The sequence below is a fragment of the Arthrobacter sp. P4_F10 genome, assembly GCF_056401435.1.
Genome location: NZ_JBFUJJ010000001.1, coordinates 1 through 24,616, shown reverse-complemented (window position 1 = coordinate 24,616; position 24,616 = coordinate 1). Strand labels below are relative to the sequence as shown.

Below are 24,616 nucleotides of genomic sequence, written 5' to 3'. Positions count from 1 at the left end.
CCCTAGCCTCCCGTGCTTCCGCCCTTGGCGCTGCCGCCAAAGCCGCCCCTGCTGACCGTGCCGCCCGTGCGGCTGTATCCCGTGGACGCCTTGGCCCCGGTGGGAACAGTCCTGCTGTAGCTGGGGTAGCCTGACCGGTTCTGGCCCACCCCGGGCACGCTGGCGCCGCGGGAGTAGAAGTACCAGGCATAGACGCCGGAGCTGCGGCCGTCTGTGCTGCTGTTATTGCACTGGGCGTCCTCGACGCGCTCGCCGGTGCCGTCGTTGAAACACACCTGGGCGTAGTCGGCCTCGTCCTCGTTGCTGGCCACCATGGCGGTGATAGTGCCGGCCAGGAGCGCCGTGACGCCCAGCCCGACGACGACGGTGCGGCGCTGCGAGCGTTTCCTCCGCGCGGCCGCGCTCGCCAGTTCGCGCTCGCGTTCCCGGGCGAAGGGGTCAAAGACGGCGCCGGGGGCAGCGGTGTCTGCCGGAAGCCCCGGCGGCGCGGGCTGGCCGGACTGGTTCTGCAGCTCGGGCCGCAGCTCGGGCTGTGGAACCTGCCACGGAGGCTGCTTCCGGTCCTGCCGTTGCTTATCCGGGTGCTTATCCGGGTGCTCGTCGTTGCGGCCCAAATGCGTCCCCTCACGTATGGCCGCGGGACGTGTTTGTCCCGCGGAAGGCTTGCGTGCGTTTCCCGACGCCAGCCTAACCGGCCTCCGGATCCCGGACGATGGATGGGCTCCACGTGTCTGCGGTGCCGGCCGGGCCAGCGTGCCCGAGCCGAGTCCGGTGCCCGGCCGTGCGCAGGCCTACACTGGTGCCATGGAAACCGCATCTGTGCTTGCTGTCTGCAGGGTTCACCAGCTGCTCGATGATCCCGGCAGCGTCGGGGTCACCGCGATCGACAAGCGCCCCGTGGACGGTCCGGTGCGGGTCCACAAGCTCGGCCTGCGCGGTGATGTCCAGGCCAGCAGGATCCATCACGGCGGCGAGGACCAGGCACTCTACGCGTATTCGCAGGACGACGCCGACTACTGGGCCGGCGAGCTCGGGCGGGACCTGCCGCCGGGCACCTTCGGCGAAAACCTGCGGATCACGGGCCTCAACGCCTCCAACGCCGTGATCGGCGAACGCTGGAAGATCGGACTGGACGTCGAGGTGGAGGTCACCTCCCCGCGCATCCCCTGCGCCACCTTCCAGCGCCGGATGGGCGAGCCGCACTGGGTCAAGCGGTTCACCGAGGCGGGCCGGGTGGGCACCTACCTCCGGGTGGTCCGGACCGGCAACATCGAAGCCGGGAACCACATCCACCGGCTCTTTGTCCCCGCGCACGGGGTGACGATCGCCAAGTGGTTCACCGATCCCACCCTGGAGGACATGGAGGCCCTGCGCGACGCCGACGCCGACGGCCAGATCCGCCTGCAGCCCGAGTACCACCAGGGCTTCGAGCAGCTGCAGCGCCGCCTCGGGGTCTAGGACTGGTGCGCCGGTGTGCGCAAGCTCACCGTCCGCCGTCGGCCTCTCAATTTCCACTGTTCTGATCCATGCCCTACACTTGAAATATCCCCCACTCCGGAAATCCCTTATTCCTGCCCAATTCTTGAGGCAGGACTGGCAAGTGTTGGGGCCCGCAAATGTGATGCGGGCATTTTCATAGGGAGAGCCGGCAAAAGAAAACGCTGTACAGACTGCTGGGATAGCAGCCAAGAGATGCAGCGGGAAGTCCTGCCACGGGATTGCGAAAGCGCCGGACTTCTATGTGACCCGCCGGTCAACGTACGCCCGGCAATTCGTGTCACGCGTACTGCGGCTCCGCTCACCTCGGGTTGTGCCGCTTGGCCCCTATGGATGAGGAAATTTCACCTATGCCCGAAAATCAGAACAACTCCGTCGACACCGAAACCGTTCAGAGCGACGTCGAGACTTCTGAAACGGCTGCACCCGCAGCCGGCTCCGCCCCGGAATTCACCGAGGCTCCTGCGAACTTTGTAGCACCGGCCGCCGAGGCTGCCCCGCAGGCTGACACCAAGACCGAGGCCACTTCCGCCCCGGCCAAGGATGAGGACGCCGAGGAAGAAGGCGTCAAGTTCGTAGACCTCGGCATCGACGGCCGTGTCCTCGCTGCCCTGCAGGACGTCGGCTACGAGAAGCCGTCCCCGATCCAGGCAGCAACCATCCCGCTGCTGCTCGAAGGCCGCGACGTCGTGGGCCTGGCCCAGACCGGTACCGGTAAGACTGCAGCTTTCGCAGTACCGGCACTGTCCCGTCTGGCCGAGCTCCACGACCTCAACGGCCCCTCCCGCAAGACCCAGGCCCTGGTGCTGGCTCCCACCCGCGAGCTCGCCCTCCAGGTTGCCGAGGCCTTCACCTCCTACGCCAAGCACATCGACGACTTCACCGTCCTCCCGGTGTACGGCGGCTCCGCCTACGGCCCCCAGCTCGCCGGCCTGCGCCGCGGCGCCCAGGTTGTCGTCGGTACCCCCGGCCGTGTCATCGACCACATCTCCAAGGGTTCCCTCGATCTGTCCGAACTCCAGTACCTCGTGCTGGATGAGGCCGACGAGATGCTCCGCATGGGCTTCGCCGAAGACGTGGAGCAGATCTTCCAGCAGACCCCCGCGGGCCGCCAGGTTGCGCTGTTCTCCGCCACGATGCCGAGCCAGATCCGCCGGCTCTCCAAGCAGTACCTGAACAACCCGGCCGAGGTGCAGGTCAAGTCCAAGACCACCACGGGCGCCAACACCCGCCAGCGCTACCTGCAGGTCATGGGCCCGCACAAGCTCGACGCGCTGACCCGCATCCTCGAGGTCGAAGAGTTCGAGGGCGTCATCGCCTTCGTGCGGACCAAGATGGCCACCGAGGACCTCGCCGACAAGCTGCGCTCCCGCGGATTCCAGGCTGCCGCCATCAACGGCGACATCCCGCAGCAGCAGCGTGAGCGCACGGTCGAGGCCCTGCGCGACGGCAAGATCGACATCCTTGTCGCCACCGACGTCGCCGCCCGCGGCCTGGACGTCGAGCGCGTCAGCCACGTGGTCAACTACGACATCCCGCACGACACCGAGTCCTACGTCCACCGCATCGGCCGCACCGGCCGCGCAGGCCGTTCCGGCGACGCGATCCTGTTCATGACGCCGCGCGAGAAGTACCTGCTGCGTTCCATCGAGAAGGCAACCCGCCAGCCGGTGGAGCAGATGCACCTGCCCACGGCCGAGACCGTCAACACGCTGCGCCTGGGCAAGTTCGCCGAGCGCATCACGGAGACCCTCGAGTCCGAGGACGTAGCCGCGTTCCGCGACCTCATCTCCTCCTACGAGGAAGAGCACAACGTGCCGGCCTCGGAGATCGCCGCCGCACTGGCCGTCATGGCCCAGGGCGGACAGCCGCTCCTGGTCAAGGAACTGCCGGCAGCGCCCGAGTTCCAGAAGCGCGAGCGCTCCAAGGACGGCTTCGGCTCACGCGGCCCGACCCGCACCCTGACCGAGGGCAACGCCACCTACCGGATCGCCGTCGGACGCCGCCAGCGCGTCATGCCGGGTTCCATCGTTGGCGCCATTGCCAATGAAGGCGGCATCTCCTCGGCCCAGATCGGCGGCATCGACATCCGCTCGGATCACTCCCTCGTGGAGCTCCCGGCGGACCTCAGCGCCGATCAGCTGAAGGCCCTGTCCCGCACCCGGATCGGCGGCGAGCTGATCCACCTCGAGCTCGACAACGGCCGCAAGCCCTCCGGGGACCGCGGCTCCTACCAGGGCAACCGTGGCGGCGACCGCGGCGGGGACCGTGGTGGCTACTCCGGTGGCAGCGGCAACTTCAAGGGCAACGGCGGCTTCAAGCGCGAATTCCGCAAGGGCGACGGCGAGCGGTCCTCCGCTGACCGTGGCGGCCGCTCCTTCAGCGAGCGCTCCGAGCAGCGCACCTTCGGTGCCGACACCCGCAAGCCTCGCACCGAAGGCGGCTTCAAGCCCCGCAACAAGTGGTAACCACTAGCACTATCTGAGAACGGGCCGGCTCCCTGAGCCGGCCCGTTCTTGCTTTAAGCATTCCGCCCCGTGTTCGCTTCGTCACAGCCGCGGCGGCCGACCGGTCCGGGGTGCCGTTTTAGGCTCTCAGGACCGTGCTGGGAGCCCGGATTTCCGTCGGTTTCGGCCCGTCCGACGCCGTCCGGCCGCCGATTTGTTGGTGGGCGAATCTTCCGGTAGAGTATTTACTCGTTGCCCCCCTAGCTCAGTGGTAGAGCGCGTTCTTGGTAAGAACGAGGTCACCGGATCGATTCCGGTGGGGGGCTCTGGATGAGGGCCTGTGTCAAGGCGGTTTTTGACCGGCTTAGCGCAGGTTTTCCTCATTTATGGCGGTGTAGCTCAGTTGGTTAGAGCGCACGACTCATAATCGTGAGGTCGGGAGATCGAGCCTCCCCACCGCTACAGGCAAGACCCCCGGAATCCTTGAGATTCCGGGGGTCTTTCTGTCTTCCGGAGTCTCTGCCGGATATGGGGATTTCTCTCCCTTTCTCCAGAAAGCCACCATCTTCTCTCACCGATGGATACAAAATGGATACGCCGGACGGGTGCAAGGGCGGGTCAACAATTATATGGAGCGGCGCTGGGGTCCACCGAGGTCAGTGGACGGGGCTGGCGTCCCTTGAGCGTCGGGCTTGTCTGTTGGAAGGCTGAGTTGGCATGTCACGGGCCGACTGGCGGCGTAATACAACTTTGGGCGGGCGATCTGCGCTGCGGTTTCCCTCGCATCGGTCATGACGGGACGTCCGTCGTTCAGGACGACCCCGGAGGCGCGGTCATTGTCGGCCAGATCCCGCAAAATGTCTCCGGCATCCGGCATCCGGCATCCGGCATCCGGCATCCGGCATCCGGCACCCAAAGCACGCACCGGGCCGATGAGCTCCCGGGTCGGAGACGCCTGATCTGTGCTGAGCTGGTCCACTCGAAATTTGCGGGTCTTGCCCTGCAATATCATCCGGCGTAATGCTGGATGAGGGGGATCCGAGCATGCTTCGAGCTGACGGTTTCCCGGGAGGTTGCCATGTGGAAGCGTGGCGTGGCCGAGGTCGACGTGAATCGCGAAGCGCCGGCCCGCGCGCCGCCGCAGGTGTTACTGGATTGATGGTGGTCGGGGCGAACCTTGACGTGACGGTTGCGAACGTGGCCGTACCGGTCCCGGCCGCACCAGGCAGGATTGAGTCTTGGATTCCTAAGTGTTCATCCCGACGTTGACCACAATCGCAGGCCGGTACGGGATGGTGAACGGCGGCCGTTCAGTAGCCGCACCAAGTTTCGCGGGAAATGCTCGAACCGGATGGCCGGAGCCGCATTCTCTCGTTTGGAGCGCTTGATGCGCGGCGTTCGGATCGGCCAACCAGCGCCGCGGACCCGCGACGGATCCGCGATTAGTCGACCGCGGACTACGAAGGCCCGTGGGGGTTTCCCCAGGAGGTTTAGCCATGTATGAGAGTAAAGAGCAGAACCATCGCCCGGTGATCGAGGGCGGAAGTGCGGACGTCGCCCGCGCGTCAGGAACAGGAATCGACCGTCGCAGGGTCTTGGGATCGGGTCTGGCTATGGCCGCCACGGCGGGTCTGTTGGCGGGTGTCGCTCCTCGGGCAAGCGCGGCAGCCCCCGGGGAGCCTGGCCCGTTCCAGGAAGTCTCCGGCCATGCCCTGTACCTCCTGCCGCAGGACCACAAATGGCACACGGGCGGAATCTTCGACACCGGCCAGGTCCAGGAGTGGCACTACTGGACCGGCTTCTTCACCGATGACGACACCGGGGAAGAGTTCGGCATTTTCTACAACATCACGAACAACCCGAGTGCTCCCGGGGGGCCCTCGCTGTGGCAGCAAGGCGTCAGCTTCTCGTTCGGGGACTTCGCCAAGCAGGAGTTGGTCTGGTCACACCAGCCGACTGCTGTTGGCTCATTGCAGGCGACACGGCCGCCGGACTCGACCTCGCCGGACGACTTCCAGTACAACGCCAAGGGCGAGAACGTGGAATTCACCACGGTGTACCGTGCCGAGCCGGACACGTGGCGCTTCCAGTTCACGGGTGTTGCCGCAAACAACGGGAACTCACCCCTCGCCATGGACATGGAGAACACGGCCCAGTCACCATACGGCTACATGCCGGTAGGGCTTGCCGGCTTTGAGAATCAGAACATCCCCTGGAACGGGCAGAACCTGGATCCGGCCAACCTGTACTCACTGTCCTACTACTACACCGGTCCGATTTCGAGCAGCAAGGGCACCGTCACCATCGGCGGTAAGACCCGCCATCTCACAGGCACGATCTGGTTTGAGCACCAGTGGGGGAACTACAACTCCGGGAAGGAGCCGTGGACGACTGCGTATACCTGGGGGCGCTGACGTTCAACGATGGCACCGTTTTCACCTGGCGCCAGTGGTACGGCGCGCCCAACGGATCGGCTCCCCTCCAGCCGATTCTGGAGATCGGCCGCAACTCGTTTGGGACGCCCAACGGCACACCGGAGGGCAGCCTTACCTTCCACGTGGGGAACAACGCGGAGTGGAAAGCGTTGAAGACCTGGAAATCACCGGTGAGCGGGCGCAACATCGCCACTCAGGTACAACTGACCAGCACCTTCGGGACCTGGTACCTCACGAACGTCTTCGACAACTACGAGATGCCCTGGGGCTATCCGCCCTACGGGAGCAATCCATATAGCTTTGTCGAAGCCGCGATGTGGGTCCGTACCGGCTCGGTCGACGGGCCGATTGTCGGCCACGCCTTCGCGGAGCAGGGCAACCAGCTCACCCTGTACGAGGGTGCAGTTCCCGGGTAGCGACTGCGGCCGCCTCGCTCGTCGCGGCGTTAGCATCAACGAAGTTGTCGAAAGCCCGCCCGCCGGGCGGAACCGTCATCGCTGCAAGAAGGGGCCTGTCACGTGCGCGTCCCGATGGGGTCCTGGCCTCGTTGGCAGGCGGCGGGTCGGATGGTGCGCCTGCGGCCCACGGGCATGCTACTTCACCGACACCGTTGCCCGTGTACGAGAAAGCCCCCGGCATAAACCGGGGGCTTTCTCGTGTCAGGGCTTCACTTGGCTAGGTGGCGGTACAGCGTAGCAACCGAGACGCCTACCGCGTCCGCGGTCTCTCGGGGGCTCCTGACGCCAGCCGCGTGCAACTGCTTCGCCCTGCTGACCTTGGCGCTGTCCAATAGTTTGGGTCGGCCTCCGTTGCGGCCGCGTGCACGCGCCGCTGCAAGCCCAACATTGGTGCGTTCCCGGAGCAGGTCTCGTTCGGAATCCGCGTCGTTGGCGGGGGAACCCAAATGGCGGCCAACGGTGAGGTTACTGAGTGCGATATCGAAATTGACGAACTGTCCGATGTGACGGTCGATGCCGTATCCGGAACCCTTGCCACAATGCTCGCGCCCAAGGTTCCACCCTGTACGTGTCAGACCAAGACCGTCGAATCGATTTCGGCGCACATGAAGGATTGGCCCTCTACCTCAACGGCACCGACCTTCCAGACGATGTGTATCGGGACTGCGACTCCAATCATGTCTACGAGAATGCGGTCGATTGCTGGAGGGGTTGGGGATCGTGAGCAGTCACTGGCAAGGACCTCAGGAAACAGCGCTATATATGTACGGATGGAATTTCAAGGCCATGCAGGAGAGGCTGGCTCCGTTCCTGCAGGAGTATCCGCTGTGCCAGCAAATGTCGCGTGACCCAAATCGCGTGATACCGAGATCCCGGGGCCCTGACCTGCGCAAACATTGCCGAAAACGGTTACTGGGCAGTACACTCGGCGACGGGGGAGCCGGGAACCGGCTCAAAGACTGGGGGAAAATTGAACAAGAAGGCCATCCGCCTCGGCATCGCCGGGGCACTCGCCGCGCTCTCGCTTGCCGGCCTCGCCGTTCCGGCCCAGGCCGATGAGTTGATGCATGCCATTCCGCCGGCCCCCGCCGATCCCTGCGGCCCGGTCGTCGACTCCGTCAGATTCTGCACGGCACCGGACGGGCATCCGTACCCGGTGGAGGTCAGTGGCGCCGTAGTGACCAGCAAAAACGGAACCCCCGGCATCGGCGGTGCCCTCCAGGTCGGCAGCACCTTGACCGTTGTTGACGGTGACTGGGATCCCGCCGACGCGACGCTCGCGCACCAGTGGCTGCGCAACGATGTGCCCGTCCCGGGCGCCACCGGCCCCACCTATCTGCTCACCACGGCGGATCTCGGCAAGGGCATCCGGGTCAAGACCACGGCGGCAGCCCCGGGCTATGCAAAGACGACCCTGCAGTCCGCTAAAACCGCCCCCGTCACGAACGCCGGCGGCGCCGTCCCGTCTCTCGTTGCGGAGAACGTTAGTTTCGGTACACCGAGCACCAACCCGGATATGCCCGGCGTGCTCGTGTACGGTTCGGGGACTTTTAGGGGCGCTCCGGTCATCCACTTCCAGTACCAGTGGCTCCGTGACGGCAAGCCCATCCCGGATGCCACCGCGCGCATGTTCGACGCGACGGGCTGGGGTCCGACGGGGCTGCTCAGCGTCCGGGTCACCGGTCACGCTCCCGGGTTCAATCCGGGCACCGGGACCTCCAAAGCGGAAAACGTTTCCAACTACAACCCAACTCCCGCCACCGTGGTCACCGGCGGCACCGGCCTGGGGGACGTCCTCACCGGCGCTGATGATGTTCCCTGGGCTTTCAGACCGTTCGAACATCACTACAGGTGGCTGCGCGACGGCGTCGCGATTGCCGGAGCCACCGCGCTGACCTACACGATCACGGCCAAGGACCAGGGCCACACCCTGGTCCTGAGGACCGAGGAACTTGCATACGACGGCACCCATCCCTACTCCAACCGGGTGGCTGTGCCGGCGGCCGCGGGGGTGGAGCTGAAGCAGCTGACGAACGTCACCAAACCGGTCGTGAGCGGGGACGCCGTGACCGGCTCTGTGATGAAGGTATCGGCCGGCACCTGGTCCGCACCGGCCGATAAACTGACCGTCACCTACGACTGGGTGGTCCCAGGCCGGGAGAAACCGGTCAGCGGCCCGACTTTCACCCCGGACCAGCCCCAAATTGGCAGTACCCTCTCCGTCCTTGTGACCGCCTCCGCCCCGGGCTACACCACCGCCTGGGTAAAAGTCACCGCCCCCAAGCCCGTGACCGCCCGTGAGTCGACGCGGGCCATTAGCGGGACCCTGACCGTCGGGTCGAAGGTGACCGTGACTCCCGACCCCTGGTATGACCGGGCGGGGATCACTTCGGACGTAATGTGGCTGCGCGACGGCGTCCAGATCGCCGGGGCCTACGGCTGGAGTTACGTCCTGACGAAGGCCGACGCCGGCACGAAGCTCTCGGCCTACGTGAACCCGACTGCAACGGGCGGCATGTACCAGACGATCAACGCTTCGGCGAGGGTGGCTGGTCTGCCCCTGATTTCGGCCACGCCGACGATTGCCGGCACCCTCACGGCCGGGAATGTCCTGACCGTGAAGCGGGGAACCTGGAGCTGGGGCACTGCCTTCACGTACCGCTGGCTGCGCAACGGCGTCCCGATCTCCGGAGCCTGGTATTCGACCTACAAGGTCCGGACCGCAGACAAGGGTAACAAGATCACCGTCCGCGTCACGGGCTCCCGGTTCGGATACACCACCGTCTCCCGGACCAGCGGGGCGCGCATCGCACAATGACACAGGCCGCTGACGCCTGGGATGCCTCCTGCGGATGAACCGAGACCCCCGGAATCCTTGAGATTCCGGGGGTCTTTCTGTCTCCATGGGATTGAGGTTTTCCGAACGCCGCCTCTTGGTTTCCCCGGTCAGCTTGTCAGCGGATTACCCGATAACGCACGTGGGTGACGAGGCGGGTACCGCTCACTTCCGTCGGCTCAAGCTTGAGGTTCGCGACGCCGTCCAGCAGCCGCTCGCCCGCTCCCAGGAGGATGGGCGAGATGTGGAGCCGCAGCTCGTCGATCAGCCCCGCCGAAAGGTATTCGCGGACGGTCTGCGCTCCTCCGGCAATGGCCACATCCTTGCTGCCGGCGGCCTTCCGCGCCTGGGCCAGCGCCGATTCGATCCCATCGGTCACGAAGTTGAACGTGGTGCCGCCCTGCATCTCCAGGGGCTCTCGTGCATGATGGGTGAGCACGAACACGGGTGCGTGATAGGGCGGATCCTCACCCCACCATCCCCGCCATCCCTCGTCCCATGCCCCAGGGCCTGCGAACATGTTCCGTCCCATGATGTAGGCGCCTGCCGCGAGGATGCCTTCGCGCTCGGCTGCGTTGGACTCGGGTTCCTCGAACTGCCACCTGTGCAGGAGCTCTCCGCCCTCGCCCAGGGGGTCCGCCAGGCTTTGGTTCGGGCCGGCGACGAATCCGTCGAGGGAGATAGTCAGATCGCATGTGACTTGGCTCATGCGCCCATCATGCCACCACCCGGCGGTTCGGGTCCGGCTGAGTTTCCCGGTCTCATGCCCTCACGCAGCTTGAGCCCGTGACAAGCGGCCCGTTTCACCGTAGTTTTGCAGCACCTGACGGTTGGGGATACCAGTGGACTTCTTCGGTACCATCATGGGCCCGTTCAGATGGCTGGTCTCGGCCATGTTGGCGGGCTTCCATGACGGACTCAGCGCCATCGGCCTGCCGGCGGCCAGTGGCTGGACGTGGACCCTGTCCATCATCGGGCTGGTGCTGGTGATCCGTGCCGCCCTGATCCCGGTGTTCCTCAAGCAGGTCAATGCCCAGCAGCGCATGGGACTGCTGCAGCCGGACCTGAGGAAGCTGCAGGAGAAGTACAAGGGCAAGACCGATCCGCCGTCCCGCCAGGCCATGGCGCAGGAACAGATGGCCCTGTACAAGAAGCACGGCACCAACCCGTTCTCGGCCTGCCTGCCCATGCTGATTCAGCTGCCCTTTTTCTTCGCGCTGTTCCAGGTGCTCTCCGGCATCAGCACCGCGGCCGGCCAGGGCGAAGGAATCGGTGCCATGAGCGCCGAGCAGGTCAATCAGTTCGACCGCCCCGCTGTCCGCATCCCTGCTGCACGGCAGCGGCACCAGCCAACTTTCGGTGTGGGTCCTTTCCATCGTGATGATCCTGGCCATGACGGCCGCGCAGTTCATCACGCAGAAGAAGATCATGGCCAGGACCTTGTCCGACGAGGCCCTGGAGAGCCCCTTCCTGCGCCAGCAAAAGGTGCTTCTGTACGGCCTGCCGATCGTCTTCGGCCTGGGCGGCATCGTGTTCCCCATCGGCGTCCTGATCTACTGGACCACCACCAACCTCTGGACCGTGGGGCAGCAGTTCGCCATCAGGTGGGACAGAATGGGGCCATGACGCGAATCGCAATCATCGGCGGCCACGGCAAGGTGGCTTTGGAACTGTCCAGGATCCTGACGGCGGACGGGCAGGAGGTCACCTCCTTCATCCGCAACCCGGACCATGCGGCCGACGTCGCGGCCACCGGGGCCACGCCGTCGCTTCTGGACGTGGAGAACGCGACGACGGCGCAGATCGCCGATGCCCTGCGGAACCACGACGCCCTGGTGTTCTCTGCCGGAGCCGGCGGCGGCAGCCCCGAACGGACCTACGCCGTGGACCGGGACGCCGCGATCCGTTCGATGGACGCCGCTGCCGAAGCCGGCGTCAGCAGGTACGTCATGGTCTCCTACTTCGGCGCCGGGCCGGACCACGGGGTCCCAGCCGACAACGGCTTCTTCGCCTACGCCGAGGCCAAGGCCGCGGCGGATGCCTACCTGCGCGGCTCAGGCCTTGACTGGACCATTCTTGGGCCCGGCACGCTGACCACCGGACCCGGCAACGGGATGATCGACGTCGACCCCGCCGACACGTCGGACGGCACCGCAACCGCCCGCGCCAACGTCGCCCTGGTGGCGGCGGCGGTCCTCGGGCTGCCCGGCACGATCGGGCGCACCATCGAGTTCCGGGACGGCACCCTCCCGCTCGCGGCAGCCCTGCAACCCTAGGCCCAGCACCGGAATCCCGGCACCGCTGACCTCGATAGGGCTTCCCGGAGATCCAAATCTCGCCCGAGCTGATCCTGCCCATCTTCCTGCCGCCGCTGCTCTTCGCGACGGCCCAGCGCAGTTCCTGGGCCGTTTTCCGGGTCCGCTGGCGCACCTTGCTCATGCTCGCCGTCGCACTCGTGGTGGTCTCGACGGCGGTGGTGGCCGGCGCGGCCTGGCTCATGATCCCGGGCATCGGCATTCCGGCCGCGATCGCCCTGGGCGCCATGGTGGCTCCGCCCGATCCCGTGGCCGTGGACTCCATCGCCAGCCGGGTCCATATGCCGCGGCGGCTCATCAACGTGCTCCAGAGCGAGGGCCTCTTCAACGACGCCGCCGCCATCGTCATCTTCCAGGCAGCCGTGGCCGCCGCCGTAGCCGGCACCAAGATCGCCTCCGACGTCGTCCCCCAGTTTGTCCTCGGAGCCGCGATCGCGGTGGTCGTGGGGATCGGCATGGGCTGGTTCACGGGCCTGATCACCCGCCTCGTGACCTCCATGGTGGCCCGCAGCGCCGTCACCCTCGTGGTGCCGTTTGCCGCCTACATCCTGGCCGAGGAGCTGCACGCCTCCGGGGTGATCGCCGTCGTCGTCACCGCCCTGGAAATCCAGCGCCACTCCCGGCCCGGGGACGCCGCGGAGAGAGTCACCCGCACCGCGTTCTGGGACGTCGTGGAACTGCTGATCACCGGCCTGGCATTCGGGCTGGTGGGGCTGGAAGTACGGCAGGTCATCCATGAGGAAGGCAGCGCCGTTTTCGGCATGATCGGGACGGCCGCGGTTGTGTGCGTCCTCGTGTTCGCCGCCCGTTTCGCCTGGTTGGCCATGATGTCCGGACTGTCCCGGGCCAGGAAGGACGTCCTGCGCCCTACCTCGGCCAAGGACGTGCTGATCCTGACCTGGTGCGGCATGCGCGGCCTGGCCACCCTGGCGCTGGCGCTGGCCCTTCCGCTGACGATTGCGGACGGCACGCCGTTCCCGGCCCGGAGCGAGCTGCTGGTGATCGCCTGCGCGGTCCTGCTGGCCACCCTGGTGCTGCCCGGCCTGACGCTGCCGTGGCTCATGCGGGTCCTGAAAGCGTCCGAGGACGGCTCGGAAGAACGCGACGCCGCCCGCGTGCTGGCCCGCCGAGCGCAACAGGCAGCGATCGCCGCGCTCAAGGACAACGAGCTGATGAAGGAACTGCCGGCGGAGAAGGTGGCGCTGGTGAAGGAGAAAATGACCCGGCTGCATGCCGAGCTGCTGGACGGGAGCCTAAAGAATGAAAGCGCGGGGGAGCAGCGCCAACGCGGCCGCGAACTGGCGATTGCCGTGCAGACAATCGCCCTCGACGCGGCCCGCCAGGAAGTCGTGGCGGCCCGGAACGAACCGGGCATGGACCCGGAAGTCGCGGACCGGGTGTTGCGGCAGCTGGACCTGCGCACCATGATCATGCCGGACTAAGGATCAGGCCGGACCTGGGGGATCACGCCGGATCAGGCCGGCGCGGGCAGGGCCAGCTCCAGGGCATTCGCCTCGACGTAGTCCAGGGCATGCCGGACCGCGCCTGCCGTGACGATCGCGTCGCCCAGGGGCGAGACCGTCACTCGCGGGGGAGTCGCGGTGAAGCGGGGGAGCAGCGCCGTGATGCCCGGCAGGAGCACGCCGGCGGACTCGGCGACGGCACCGCCGATCACCACCTGCTCGGGGTTGATCAGGCTCGCGATCGAGGCGATGACGCGCGCCATGCGCTCCGAAATCCGGTCCAGGATTGCCAGCGCCGTCGCGTCCCCGGCGGCCGCGTCCGCGAAGACGCGCGGCGCGCTGGCCGGACCGCCCGCGGATGGCCCGCCGTCTGCCGCGGACCACTGCCTCACCAGGGCCGCGATGCCGTCGCTGGAGCCGACGCCCTCCACCATGTCCAGATAGCCCATCTCGCCGGCGGCCCCGCCGCGGCCGTGGAGCAGGCGCCCGGACTCCATCACTCCGGCGCCCAGCCGTTCGCCCGCCAAAAGCACCACCAGATCGTCCACGCCCACGCCGGACCCGCGCCAGCGCTCACCGAGCGCGGCCAGATTGGCGTCGTTTTCCAGGAGCACGGTCCAGCCGTGCAGCTCCTTCAGCGCTGAGCGGAGCCCGACGTCGAACAGGCTCCAAAACCGCTGCGTCACGAGGACGTTGCCGTCCCGGTCCACCGGTGCGGCGATCCCGGCGCCGACGGCCAGAACCCTGCCCGGGTCTGCTCCCGCCGCTTCCAGCGCCTTGCGGCAGGCCAGATCGACGACGCCGATCCGCTCAAGGGCGGGGATGTCCGCCGCGCGGAAGCTCCCGCTGGAGCGGCCGATCACCCTGCCGCGGAGGTCGGCCACGGCGGCGGTGGTGGTCGCGGCGCCAATGTCGAGGCCCAGCACGAAGCCCGCCTCCCGGTTGAAGGCAAAGCGCCGGGCAGGGCGGCCCTTTCGCGGAACTGGGGGCATGCCCCGGCCAGCATGGGGTTCATTGCGGGGCTGGTCCAGCTCCACGATCCAGCCCCGGCCGATCAGGTCCTCGCAGACGGCAATCACCGAGGCCCGGGTGAGCCCGGTTAGGGCCATGAGCTCGGTTCCGGTGGCAACGTCGGCGCCGCGGATGTGGCGCAGCACGGCCTGGGCGTTGACGCGGCGCAGCAGTTGCGGCGTGGCGGCGGCTGCGTGCGGCATCACTTCTTGACCTCTTCTGTCCCCGGACCCATAATTGTTCAGGCAATATATTTAGCTTGTATCTAAATTACCAGAAGCCCTCCCAGACCCGAAGGAATCTCCTTTGACCAACACCGCCACGCTGGCAACCCTGTCCGGTTCCGACCTCGCCGCCGACCCCAACTGGTGGCGCCAGGCATCGGTGTACCAGATCTACCCGCGGAGCTTTTCCGATTCCAACGGTGACGGCCTGGGCGACATCAAGGGCATCACCGCCAAGGTGCCGTACCTGAAGGAACTCGGGATCGACGCCGTCTGGCTCTCCCCGTTCTACCCCTCGGCGCTGGCCGACGGCGGCTACGACGTCGACCACTACCGCGACGTGGACCCCAAGCTCGGCACCCTGGCGGACTTCGACGAGATGTCCGCCGCGCTGCACGCCGCCGGCATCAAGCTGATCGCCGACATCGTCCCCAACCACTCCTCGAACCGGCACGAATGGTTCCAGGAGGCCTTGGCCTCCCCGCGCGGATCCGCCGCCCGCGAACGCTACATCTTCCGCGACGGCCTCGGCGAAAACGGCGAGCTCCCGCCCTCGGACTGGGAGTCCGTCTTCGGCGGCCCCGCCTGGGAGCGCATCACCGAGCCCGACGGCACACCCGGCCAGTGGTACATGCACATCTTCGCCAAGGAACAGCCGGACCTGAACTGGGCCAACCGCGAAATCCGTGACGACTTCCTCAAGACACTCCGTTTCTGGTCCGACCGCGGCGTGGACGGCTTCCGCGTCGACGTCGCCCACGCGCTGACCAAGGACCTCACCGAGCCCCTGATCTCCAAGGTGGAGCTCAGCGCCGCCAACACGGGCACGGACGGATTCCCGGACGGCTCGCACCCGTTCTGGGACCGCGACGAAGTCCACGAGATCTACGCCGAATGGCGCGAGGTGTTCAACGAGTACAACCCGCCGCGCACGGCCGTCGCCGAGGCCTGGGTGCACGCCACCCGCCGCGCCCGCTACGCCAGCCCGGAGGGCCTGGGCCAGGCGTTCAACTTCGACCTCCTGCAGGCCGACTTCGACGCCGGCGAGTTCCGCGAAATCATCGCCCGGAACCTCGCCGAGGCCACGGAATCCGGGGCCTCCTCCACCTGGGTCTTCTCCAACCACGACGTCGTCCGCCACGCCACCCGCTACGGCCTGCCCCAGGGCGGCGGCAAGCACGCCCAGGGCCAGGACGGCAAGGGCTGGCTGCTGGCCGGCGCCCCTGTCGAAGAGCTCGACGTCGAACTCGGCCTGCGCCGGGCCCGCGCCGCCACCTTGCTGATGCTGGCCCTGCCGGGTTCGGCCTACCTGTACCAGGGCGAGGAATTGGGCCTGCAGGAAGTCACCGAGATCCCCGACGCCGAGCGCCAGGACCCCACCTTTTTCCGGAACAAGGGCGTAGAGATCGGCCGCGACGGCTGCCGCGTGCCGCTGCCGTGGGCTCCGGAGGGCACTTCGTTCGGCTTCGGCGCCGGCGGGGCGCACCTGCCCCAGCCGGCCTGGTTCGGCCGCTACGCCGTGGCAGCCCAGGACGGCGTGGAAGGCTCCACCCTCGAGCTCTACCGCAAGGCCCTGAAGCTGCGCCGCGAACTGCAGACCTCGGAGGAACTGCAATGGCAGGAAGCCGGCAGCGCCGACGTCCTGCGCTTCAGCCGTCCCGGCGGCTGGCAGACGGTGACCAACTTCGGCGACGCACCGGTTGACCTGCCTGCCGGCGAGGTGCTGGTCAGCAGCGGCCCGCTGGAAGACGGACAGCTGCCGGCCAACACCACCGTCTGGCTGCGGTGAGGCCCGCACCGAAGGATTCGTCCGGCGCGGCCGCCCTCGACGGGAACCTTCCCCAGGAACTCGTCTACGGCTGCATGGGCCTGGGCGGGAACTGGTCGGCGGAGCCGTACTCGTCCGCGCACGTGGACGAGGCGGCCGCCGCCGTCGACGCCGCCATGAGCGCGGGCATCACGCTCTTTGACCACGCTGACATCTACACCAAGGGCAAAGCCGAAGCCGTCTTCGGCGAGGTCCTGGCCCGGACCCCCGGGCTGCGGGAGAAGATCCGGCTGCAGACCAAATGCGGCATCCGGCTGGGCGAGCAGGGCCTGGAGGCCTACTACGACCTCAGCCGGGACGGCATCCTGGCGCGGGTCAACGAAAGCCTGGCCCGGCTCCGCACGGACTACGTCGACGTGCTCATGCTGCACCGCCCCGATCCCCTGATGGATCCGGCGGAGGTGGCATCCGCCGTCGGGCAGCTCATGGCCGAGGGCAAAGTGCGGGCAGTGGGCGTGTCCAACATGTCGGGCCCGCAGATCGAGATGCTGCAGGACCGGCTCGAGGTGCCCGTGGTGGGCAACCAGCTCGAAATGAGCCTGCTGAAGCGGGCCTGGCTCGAAAGCACGGTGCTGGTCAACCACGCTGAGGGCACGGACTACAGCTTCCCGCACGGCACCGTGGAGCATTGCGCCCGGAACGGTATCCGGCTGCAGGCATACGGGTCGCTGGCCCGCGGCCTGTACACCGGGGCGCCGGCGGCCGTGCCGACGCCGGCAGAGGAGGCCACCAGCGCCCGTGTGGCCGCCCTGGCCGCCGCGAAGGGGACCACGGGGGAGGCGATCGTGCTGGGCTGGCTCATGAAGCACCCAGCCGGGATTGCGCCCGTGATCGGCACCGCCAACCCGGACAGGATCCTCGCCTGCGCCGGTGCCGCCGAGGCCGCCGCGGCGATGACCCGCGCCGAGTGGTACGGCCTCTGGGTCGCGGCCAGGGGAAGCAGCATCCCCTAGCCAGTCCCGCCGTAACCCGCCCGACTAGCTGGCAGGCGAGGCCGTTTGGAGTCCTGACAACGGCTTCTGCTGCCAGCTGGTTGGGCAGGGACGTGATTTTGGTCGTAATGGTCGCCCCTGAGGGCCGGATCGCTTAGCGGCAAGTGCCCCCGGGCGGCTAGCGTAGATGCATGACTTCTACCACCACCGCCGAATCACTTCGGCCCCAGCGCAACATCCCGGCCGACATCGCCCGCTCCTGGCTGCTGGTGAACGCGATGAAGACCGACCTCTTCGACCAGTCCGCCGTCTCCCGGGCCGATGCCATCATCCTCGACATCGAAGACGCGGTGGACCCCTCCCAGAAGGACATCGCCCGCGCCAACGTCGTGAACTGGCTGACCGCCGGCGGCAGCGCGTGGGTCCGGATTAACGACGCCACCAGCCCGTTCTGGGCCGACGACCTCGCCGGGCTGCGCGGCACTCCCGGCCTGCTGGGCATCATGCTGGCCAAAACCGAATCGGCCGACCAGGTCACGGAGAGCTTCCACCGGATGGACGGCAAGACCCCGGTCATCCCCCTGGTCGAGTCCGCCGTCGGCATCGAGGAAGCCAACAACATCGCGAAGGCCCAGGGCGCCTTCCGCCTGGCCTTCGGTTCGGGCGACTTCCGCCGCGACACCGGCATGGCGGCCACCGCCGAAGCCATGGCCTACCCCCGCGCCAAGCTGGTGGTGGCCAGCCGCGTCGGCAACCTGCCCGGCCCCATCGACGGCCCCACCGTCGGCACGAACCACCCGATCCTGCGCGAACAGACCGGCATCACCGTGATGATGGGGATGACCGGGAAGCTCTGCCTCGCGATCGACCAGACGCCGGTCATCAACGAGGTCATCAGCCCCACACCGTCCGACGTCGCGTGGGCCACGGACTTCATGGCCGACTTCGAGGCCAGCGGCCGCGTCATCCGCGACGGCTCCGACCTGCCGCGCCTGGGCCGCGCCGAGAAGATCATGAAGCTCGCGGTAGCCTTTGGCGTGCAGCCGGCTCTGTAGCCACACACCACTCAAGGAGCCCCCGTGACCGATACCCGCTATCTGGTTCACGGGGTCTTTTGGGATGGTCCGGCGCCGGTTCCCGCGCCCGGACCTGGACAGCCCGGCGGAGGGCTCCCGGTGATGCGCCTGCAGGACCCTGACGGCACCCTCACCGAACTGGCGCTCGACGCCGGCACCCGGCTCGGTTTCCGGCTCGCCGCCAACGGGAAGCACTGCCTCGGGCGTCACGTGGTCCACGGCCCGGCGGACCGGGACCACGTCCTCTGCCCCGCCCGGGCTGCCGCCACCAAGGGCAGCCAGTGCGAACGGTGCTTCGTGCTGGACGACTCCCGGCTTATCCACGACTTCCACCGCGGCGGCAGGGTCCCGCCGGGCCTGCGCGCGTACCTGATGCAGCCGCACTGGCTCTACGTCGCCACCTTCGCCAACGGGGCCAGCAAGGTCGGCACCGCGTCCCACCCGCGCAAATGGAACCGGCTCGCCGAGCAGGGCGCTGTGGTCGCCCGGTACGTCGCCCGAGCCGGGGACGGCCGCGTGGTACGCATCCTTGAGGACATGATCACGCGCGACGCCGGGCTGCCGCAGCAGGTCCGCGCCGCCGCCAAAGCGGCTGCGCTCGTGGCACCGGCAGCCGCCGTCGAACTCGATGCCGTGAACGGGCGGCTGGCAGGGGTGGTCCGGACATTGCTCGCCGGTGCCGGCCGGGAGGGCTTTGAAGTGGTGGATGAGCGGTGGGTCCGGCCGGAGCTCTCTGCCAACGCCTGCGCCCCGGCCGCCCGGCATGCCTACCCCCACGACCTGGGGACCGGAACGCACGGGTTCCGGGTCGATTCGCTGAGCGGCAGCATTGCGCTGGCGGCGCTGGATGGCAGCGAACTGGAATTCGTGGTGAACCTGGGGCAGCTCAAGGCCCGGATAATCGAACTCGGTGACCACGGCTCGGACGTCCCGGCCGTGCAGGAAGCATTGTTCTGACGCTGGAATTGCCCCGCGACGCGCAAATTACCGGACGCGCCCGTCTTCCCGCGTCRCCAGGCATTCTGAGTGTCGCCAGGAATTTTGCGGATCGCGGCGGCGCCGGCGCGCCCCGGTAGACTGGCACGGTGCTGAACGAATTCTGGGCCACCGCGTCAACCGCCTACAAGGTGCTCGTCTTCAGTGCCATGGGCCTGATCGCCCTCGGCATCACCCTCAGTGTGGTCGGCAACAGCACCGGCAACCAGGCCCTTGCCCTCGCCTCGCTGGCGGTGATTGGGCTGGGCCTGATCCTGCACATTGCCGGGCTCGTGGTCCGCGGCCAGGCAATCCGGAAGAACCTCAAACGCTAGCAGCCGCGTTCCGCACCACATGGCTCCGGGCATGCTCCACAGCGTCCGGAAGGGACGTGAACAGGTGCTTGTGATGCCGCAGTGAGCGGATGACCCCCACATTGGTCACGAGCTCCAGATGCTGCGGCTGGACACCCTTCAGCAGGACCGTGACGCCGCGCAGCTCCAGCGCCGAAATCACCTCGACGAGCGCATGGGCACCCGTGGCGTCCAGCATCCGCAGCTGCGACAGCCGGATGATGGCCACCTGGACGTCCTTGACCTGGCTGATCTCCTGCAGGACCCGTTCCGCGGCGCCGAAGAACATGGCCCCGTCCAGCCGGAAAATGGCGATGTGCTCGTCTCCCGGAACCGTCGGCCCGGGGATGTCCTCGCGCCGGACTCCGCTCAGGGACGCGAATGCCCGCAGCGTGAACACGGCTGCCGCGGCGAGTCCGATCTGGATTGCCACAATGAGGTCGAAGGCGACGGTGATGAGGGCCGTGATCACGAACACCGCCGCGTCGGCGCGGGTGGACCGGAGGATCGCCGTTACCGTGTGCCGCGAGACCATGCGTGTGGCCGTGACCACGAGGATGCCGGCCAGCGCCGCCAGCGGGATCCGTCCGACGAGTCCGGCCGCCAAATAGATGATGGCCAGCAGCACCAGGGCGTGCACTACCGCGGAGAGCCTGGTCTTGGCGCCGGAACGGACGTTCACGGCCGTCCGGGCGATCGCGCCCGTGGCGGGCATGCCGCCGAAGAATCCGGCGGCGATCGAGGCCAGCCCCTGCCCGGTGAGTTCCCGGTCCGGGCTGTACGGGCCGGACGGACGGCCGTCCGGCCCCACCATGCCGGCGGCCACCCGGGCCGAGAGCAAAGATTCAATGGCGGCGAGCGTCGCGATGGAGACGGCAGGCATCAGCAGGCCGCCCAGTGCGGCCGGATCCACAGAGGGCATGGAGGGCGCCGGCAGGGAGTGCGGAAGTGCGCCGATCCGGGGTATGTCCAGCGCCAGCAGCTCTGCCGCCACGGTGGTGAGCAATACCGCGATCAGGCTCGCAGGCAGGGACTTGTTGAGCCTGGGCAGCAGGTACATCAGGGCCGCGACGCCCGCCACCACAGCGAGCGTCTGCAGCACGGTTGGCATGGTTGCCTGTGACGCACTCTCGATGGCCGCCAGGAGGGTGTTGTGGCCGGGCGTTCCCGCGGTGCCCGTGGCCAGGGGCACCTGCTGGAGGAAGATGATGGCGGCGATGCCGAGCGTGAAACCCTCCACGACCGGCCAGGGGATGAACGCGACGGCGCGGCCCAGTCCGCTCACTCCCAGGACCATGACGAGCAGTCCGGCCAGCACCGAGACCAGCGCGACGCTGCCGACGCCGTGGGCGGCGACCACCGGGGCCAGGACCACCACCATGGCGCCGGTGGGGCCGGAGACCTGGACGTTGGATCCGCCCATGACGGCGGCGACCAGTCCGGCCACCACCGCGGTGATGAGTCCGGCCTCCGCCCCGACGCCGGAGCTCACCCCGAAGGCCAGGGCCAGGGGGAGGGCCACAATGCCTACTGTGATTCCGGCGAACAGGTCCGTCTTCCAGGCGGACCGCAAGAGCCCGTAGTCGCGCCGGGAGGGCACAAACCGGGTAAGGCGTCTCCGGAGCGTGTCGGGTGTCCCGACCGGACTTGATGCCGCGTCCGCGCTCACGGCGCCGTGTTGTCGAGATGGCCAGTGTCGTCGAGGTGGCCAGTGCTGTCGAGGTGGCCTGCCGGCAGCTCCTGAGCTATCCGGAGCTGTTCGGTGGAACCGGCCAGGGTGTCCAGCAGGAAGACCCGGGCGATCGCGAGAAGCTCCTTGATCTTAGGATGAGCCAGCCGGTAGGTCACCACATTCGCCGTCCGGACAGACGTCACCACGCCGTGCCGGCGCAGCGTCCCCAGATGCTGGGACAGATGCGAGGGCTCCAGTCCCGTCTCGGCGAGCAGGTAACTGACCGGCGCCGCAGTGTCCGGTGCCGCGGCCAGAAGCTCGAGGATCCGGATGCGGGCCGGGTGGGCCAGGGCCTTGAACAGGTTGGCCTTGATTTCGTACAACGGGGTCTGCGCGGCGGAGATCATGGCAGGAGGACACCTTCTCGCATCCGTTCGCGGCGCGGCCCGGCGGGACAGCGCCGCTGTCTGGATTGATGGATTGATGTTTTCATCATATCGCGCGAGTCAATACCCTCCCGTCAATGCCCGTCCGATCCCGGCGCGCACCCTGTCACGAAGCCGGACGGTCCCGGGCGTGGCGATAGGCTGGAACCATGACTATCAATCCGGACCTGCAGGGCCGCAGCTACCCTGCCGCAGAGGTGTATGACGTCGGCCGCGAGAAGATCCGCGAGTTCGCGCGCGCGGTCAAGGCCACGCACGCGGCCCACTTCGACGTCGATGCCGCCAAGGCCCTGGGGCACAGCGACCTCGTGGCGCCGCCGACCTTCGCCATCATCGTCGCGCAGCGCGCTGACGCGCAGCTGATCGAGGACCCGGATTCCGGGATCGACTTCTCCCGCGTGGTCCACGCCGACCAGCGGTTCACCCACCACCGCCCGATCATCGCAGGCGACCGGCTGGTCGCCGAACTGCACGTCGACGGCGTCCGCGCCATGGGCGGCGGAGCCATGATCACCACCCGCTCGGAAATCTTCGCCCTGGCCCCCGGCGATGCCGCCGATGCCGCCGGCGTCCGCGAGCCGGTCGCCACCACCACCTCGTCCATCCTGGTCCGCGGAGAGGGACAGTAGCCATGAGCGTCAACATCGCAGAACTCACCGTCGGCCAGGACATCGGCAGCCGCAGCATTACCGTCACCCGTACCGATCTCGTCAAGTACGCAGGCGCCTCCGGTGACTTCAATCCGATCCACTGGAACGAGGCTTTCGCCACGGGCGTCGGCCTGCCCGGCGTGATCGCCCACGGCATGTTTACCATGGGCGCCGCTGTCCAGCTCGTCACCGACTGGGCCGGCGACCCCGCCGCCGTCGTCGACTTCCAGACCCGCTTCACCAAGCCGGTGCCGGTCGCCGACACCACGGGGACGCCGGAGGCCGGTGCCGTGATCGAGGTCAGCGGGGCCATCGGAGCGCTCGACGCCGACGCCGGCACCGCCCGCGTCGACCTCACGGTCCTCTCGTCCGCCCAGAAGGTCCTCGTCAAGGCCCAGGCCGTCGTCAGGCTGGCCTAGCCCATGGCATTGCAGTGAATCGGGCTGCTGTGACCAAGGATGTCTTCGTCCCGGCCGCCGAGATCACGCACTGGCGCAACGCTGTGGTGGTGGCCTACGGGGCGAGCGGAATCGCGTTTTCCACGTGGGTGTCCCGGCTGCCGGCCATCCGCGACGGCCTGGACCTGACCCCGGGCACCGTCGGGCTGCTCCTGCTCTGCATGACGGCGGGGTCCTTCCTGTCCGTGTCCGCATCGGGCCTGATTGTCCTTCGCCTCGGCTCCAAGCTCACCATCCGGATCGGCAGCATCATGGTGGGCTTCGGGCTGATGCTGGCAGGCTTCGGCACCTCCGTGCTCGCCAGTCCGGTGGCGGTCGCCGCCGGACTGGCGATCATCGGGCTGGGCACCGCCAGCTGGAACACCGCGTCGAACGTCGAAGGCGCCGCGGTGGAACGCGCGGTCCGGCGGCACATCATGCCCCGGCTGCACGGCTCCTTCAGCCTGGGCACGGTGGCTGGAGCCGGGCTGGGTGCCTGGGCAGCCGCCGCCGGGATCCCCGTCTTCTGGCACCTGGCCGCGGTGGGCCTGCTGGTGGCCGGCTCGGTGACCACCGCTGCGGCGTGGTTCCGGGCGGACATCACGCCGGTCGAGGGGGAGCGCCCCTTCAAGGTATCCGGGACAGATACGTTCGAGGATCCCTCCACCGGGCCCATCCCGATCGTCCGGCAGACGGACGCCGTCCCGGAGCAGCCGCTGGACAACAAACGCCAGATCGCGCAGGCCTGGCGTGACCGGCGCACCCTGCTCCTGGGCGTGCTGGTCCTTGGGCTGGCCCTCGCCGAAGGGGCGGCGGGGGACTGGGTGGCCCTGGCATTGGCAGACGGCCACGGCCAGACCGACGCCGCCGGGGCCGCAGGCTACGGGCTGTTCGTCACCTTCATGACCATCGGCCGCTTCGCCGGCACCCTGGTCCTTGACCGCTTCGGCCGGGTCCCGGTGATGCGCTGGTGCGCCGCGCTGGCGGTGCTGGGCCTCGGCTTGTTCGTCTTCGCCCCGGCGCCGTGGCTGGCCTACGTGGCCTTGGCCATCTGGGGACTTGGAGCCTCGCTCGGTTTCCCGGTGGGCATGTCCGCCGCGGCCGACGATCCCGTCAAGGCCGCTGCCCGGGTGTCCGTGGTGTCCACGATCGGCTACGGAGCCTTCCTGTGCGGGCCGCCGCTGCTGGGCCTGCTGGCCGAGCACGTCGGGATTCTCCACTCCCTGCTTGCCGTCATGGTGATGCTGATCGTGAGCTTCCTGCTCTCCCCGGTGGCGCGCAAACTCCCCGTGCCCGCGCCCGTGCCGGGACAGTACAGCTGATATGAGTTGAGTCTGTCCTTCACAAACACCTCCGGAGATGTCAGGACGGGATGTATCAGATTCCCTTGAGGACCCGGGGCTGATCCGCGGGGTCCTCCCGACGCCTTCGGAGGTGTTTGTCATGTCTGTTCAGGCCGCGGCGGCCGGTGATTCACCCGTTGTTGTTGCTGTCGATGTTGGCAAGAGGGTGGTCGCGTTGTCGGTCACTGATGCGGCCCGGCACCGCTTGTTGGGTCCGC

20 protein-coding genes, 2 tRNA genes and 2 pseudogenes are annotated in these 24,616 nt (G+C 67.8%); 18 read left to right on the top strand and 6 right to left on the bottom strand.

Annotation, left to right across the window (positions count from 1 at the left end; translation table 11 throughout):
• Window positions 1-2: 2 nt before the first annotated feature.
• Window positions 3-614 (bottom strand): Tat pathway signal protein, encoded by a 612-nt coding sequence (locus AC1DR1_RS00120; protein ID WP_229992481.1) that lies wholly within the window; start codon window positions 612-614, stop codon window positions 3-5.
• A 190-nt stretch (window positions 615-804) separates the two neighbouring features.
• Between AC1DR1_RS00120 and AC1DR1_RS00115 the strand changes: the two genes are divergently transcribed.
• The 6 genes from AC1DR1_RS00115 to AC1DR1_RS00090 all read left to right on the top strand — a co-directional run bounded on the left by AC1DR1_RS00115 (window position 805) and on the right by AC1DR1_RS00090 (window position 6,795).
• Window positions 805-1,458 (top strand): MOSC domain-containing protein, encoded by a 654-nt coding sequence (locus tag AC1DR1_RS00115; protein WP_229992482.1) that lies wholly within the window; start codon window positions 805-807, stop codon window positions 1,456-1,458.
• Window positions 1,459-1,847: 389 nt separating this feature from the next.
• Window positions 1,848-3,965, top strand: coding sequence for a DEAD/DEAH box helicase (locus AC1DR1_RS00110; RefSeq protein ID WP_229992483.1), 2,118 nt, complete (start codon window positions 1,848-1,850; stop codon window positions 3,963-3,965).
• Window positions 3,966-4,198: 233 nt separating this feature from the next.
• Window positions 4,199-4,270: transfer RNA gene (locus AC1DR1_RS00105), tRNA-Thr, on the top strand.
• A gap of 62 nt (window positions 4,271-4,332) precedes the next feature.
• Window positions 4,333-4,406, top strand: a tRNA-Met gene (locus AC1DR1_RS00100).
• A gap of 1,034 nt (window positions 4,407-5,440) precedes the next feature.
• Window positions 5,441-6,358: a lipocalin-like domain-containing protein gene (locus AC1DR1_RS00095; protein ID WP_476991961.1), complete on the top strand. Its 918-nt coding sequence runs from the start codon at window positions 5,441-5,443 to the stop codon at window positions 6,356-6,358.
• A complete protein-coding gene (locus AC1DR1_RS00090) occupies window positions 6,328-6,795 on the top strand; it encodes a hypothetical protein (RefSeq protein WP_476991960.1) in 468 nt (155 codons plus the stop codon). Before AC1DR1_RS00095 ends, AC1DR1_RS00090 begins: the two co-directional genes overlap by 31 nt.
• Before the next feature lie 251 nt (window positions 6,796-7,046).
• Here the strand turns inward: AC1DR1_RS00090 and AC1DR1_RS00085 are convergent, their stop codons facing one another.
• Window positions 7,047-7,442 carry a helix-turn-helix domain-containing protein gene (locus AC1DR1_RS00085; protein WP_364745430.1) on the bottom strand — a complete coding sequence of 132 codons (396 nt, stop codon included), beginning with the start codon at window positions 7,440-7,442 and terminating at the stop codon, window positions 7,047-7,049.
• A gap of 365 nt (window positions 7,443-7,807) precedes the next feature.
• Here AC1DR1_RS00085 and AC1DR1_RS00080 point away from each other — a divergent pair, with 365 nt between their 5' ends.
• Window positions 7,808-9,655 carry a hypothetical protein gene (locus AC1DR1_RS00080; protein WP_364745433.1) on the top strand — a complete coding sequence of 616 codons (1,848 nt, stop codon included), beginning with the start codon at window positions 7,808-7,810 and terminating at the stop codon, window positions 9,653-9,655.
• 136 nt (window positions 9,656-9,791) lie between these two features.
• On the opposite strand, the gene AC1DR1_RS00075 is transcribed toward AC1DR1_RS00080, so the two are convergent.
• On the bottom strand, window positions 9,792-10,382 hold the full coding sequence (locus AC1DR1_RS00075) for a dihydrofolate reductase family protein (protein ID WP_364745436.1): 591 nt from the start codon (window positions 10,380-10,382) through the stop codon (window positions 9,792-9,794).
• A 133-nt stretch (window positions 10,383-10,515) separates the two neighbouring features.
• Between AC1DR1_RS00075 and yidC the strand changes: the two are divergent.
• The 3 genes and pseudogenes from yidC to AC1DR1_RS00060 form a co-directional block, all read left to right on the top strand.
• Window positions 10,516-11,275 (top strand): annotated as a pseudogene (yidC, locus tag AC1DR1_RS00070) (membrane protein insertase YidC); the annotation flags it as partial.
• Window positions 11,276-11,295: 20 nt separating this feature from the next.
• Window positions 11,296-11,949 carry an NAD(P)H-binding protein gene (locus tag AC1DR1_RS00065; protein ID WP_476991959.1) on the top strand — a complete coding sequence of 218 codons (654 nt, stop codon included), beginning with the start codon at window positions 11,296-11,298 and terminating at the stop codon, window positions 11,947-11,949.
• A 38-nt stretch (window positions 11,950-11,987) separates the two neighbouring features.
• Window positions 11,988-13,430, top strand: a pseudogene (locus AC1DR1_RS00060) (cation:proton antiporter); the annotation flags it as partial.
• Between the two features lie 32 nt (window positions 13,431-13,462).
• Here AC1DR1_RS00060 and AC1DR1_RS00055 read toward each other — a convergent pair.
• Window positions 13,463-14,665, bottom strand: a complete 1,203-nt coding sequence (locus tag AC1DR1_RS00055; protein ID WP_229992490.1) for an ROK family protein — start codon at window positions 14,663-14,665, stop codon at window positions 13,463-13,465.
• Between the two features lie 103 nt (window positions 14,666-14,768).
• Between AC1DR1_RS00055 and AC1DR1_RS00050 the strand changes: the two genes are divergently transcribed.
• The 5 genes from AC1DR1_RS00050 to AC1DR1_RS00030 all read left to right on the top strand — a co-directional run bounded on the left by AC1DR1_RS00050 (window position 14,769) and on the right by AC1DR1_RS00030 (window position 19,832).
• Window positions 14,769-16,475 (top strand): glycoside hydrolase family 13 protein, encoded by a 1,707-nt coding sequence (locus AC1DR1_RS00050; RefSeq protein WP_364745442.1) that lies wholly within the window; start codon window positions 14,769-14,771, stop codon window positions 16,473-16,475.
• Window positions 16,472-17,467, top strand: a complete 996-nt coding sequence (locus tag AC1DR1_RS00045) for an aldo/keto reductase (protein ID WP_476991958.1) — start codon at window positions 16,472-16,474, stop codon at window positions 17,465-17,467. The genes AC1DR1_RS00050 and AC1DR1_RS00045 overlap by 4 nt, the downstream gene beginning before the upstream one ends.
• Window positions 17,468-17,637: 170 nt before the next feature.
• On the top strand, window positions 17,638-18,501 hold the full coding sequence (locus tag AC1DR1_RS00040; RefSeq protein WP_229992492.1) for an HpcH/HpaI aldolase/citrate lyase family protein: 864 nt from the start codon (window positions 17,638-17,640) through the stop codon (window positions 18,499-18,501).
• A 24-nt stretch (window positions 18,502-18,525) separates the two neighbouring features.
• Window positions 18,526-19,479 (top strand): DUF2797 domain-containing protein, encoded by a 954-nt coding sequence (locus AC1DR1_RS00035; protein WP_476991957.1) that lies wholly within the window; start codon window positions 18,526-18,528, stop codon window positions 19,477-19,479.
• Window positions 19,480-19,607: 128 nt separating this feature from the next.
• Window positions 19,608-19,832, top strand: a complete 225-nt coding sequence (locus tag AC1DR1_RS00030) for a DUF3188 domain-containing protein (RefSeq protein ID WP_229992494.1) — start codon at window positions 19,608-19,610, stop codon at window positions 19,830-19,832.
• Here the strand turns inward: AC1DR1_RS00030 and AC1DR1_RS00025 are convergent.
• A complete protein-coding gene (locus tag AC1DR1_RS00025; RefSeq protein WP_476992160.1) occupies window positions 19,822-21,450 on the bottom strand; it encodes a SulP family inorganic anion transporter in 1,629 nt (542 codons plus the stop codon). The genes AC1DR1_RS00030 and AC1DR1_RS00025 overlap by 11 nt on opposite strands.
• Before the next feature lie 65 nt (window positions 21,451-21,515).
• A complete protein-coding gene (locus AC1DR1_RS00020) occupies window positions 21,516-21,929 on the bottom strand; it encodes an ArsR/SmtB family transcription factor (RefSeq protein WP_229992498.1) in 414 nt (137 codons plus the stop codon).
• A 188-nt stretch (window positions 21,930-22,117) separates the two neighbouring features.
• On the opposite strand from AC1DR1_RS00020, the gene AC1DR1_RS00015 reads away from it, so the two are divergent.
• Genes AC1DR1_RS00015 through AC1DR1_RS00005 form a run of 3 tightly spaced genes read left to right on the top strand, consistent with a single transcriptional unit; the run spans window position 22,118 to window position 24,377 of the window.
• The gene (locus AC1DR1_RS00015; protein ID WP_229992500.1) at window positions 22,118-22,597 is read left to right on the top strand and encodes an FAS1-like dehydratase domain-containing protein; all 480 of its coding nucleotides are present in this window, start codon (window positions 22,118-22,120) and stop codon (window positions 22,595-22,597) included.
• Window positions 22,598-22,599: 2 nt separating this feature from the next.
• Window positions 22,600-23,037 (top strand): MaoC family dehydratase, encoded by a 438-nt coding sequence (locus AC1DR1_RS00010; RefSeq protein ID WP_229992501.1) that lies wholly within the window; start codon window positions 22,600-22,602, stop codon window positions 23,035-23,037.
• Between the two features lie 29 nt (window positions 23,038-23,066).
• Window positions 23,067-24,377, top strand: coding sequence for an MFS transporter (locus AC1DR1_RS00005; RefSeq protein ID WP_476991956.1), 1,311 nt, complete (start codon window positions 23,067-23,069; stop codon window positions 24,375-24,377).
• Window positions 24,378-24,616 lie beyond the last annotated feature (239 nt).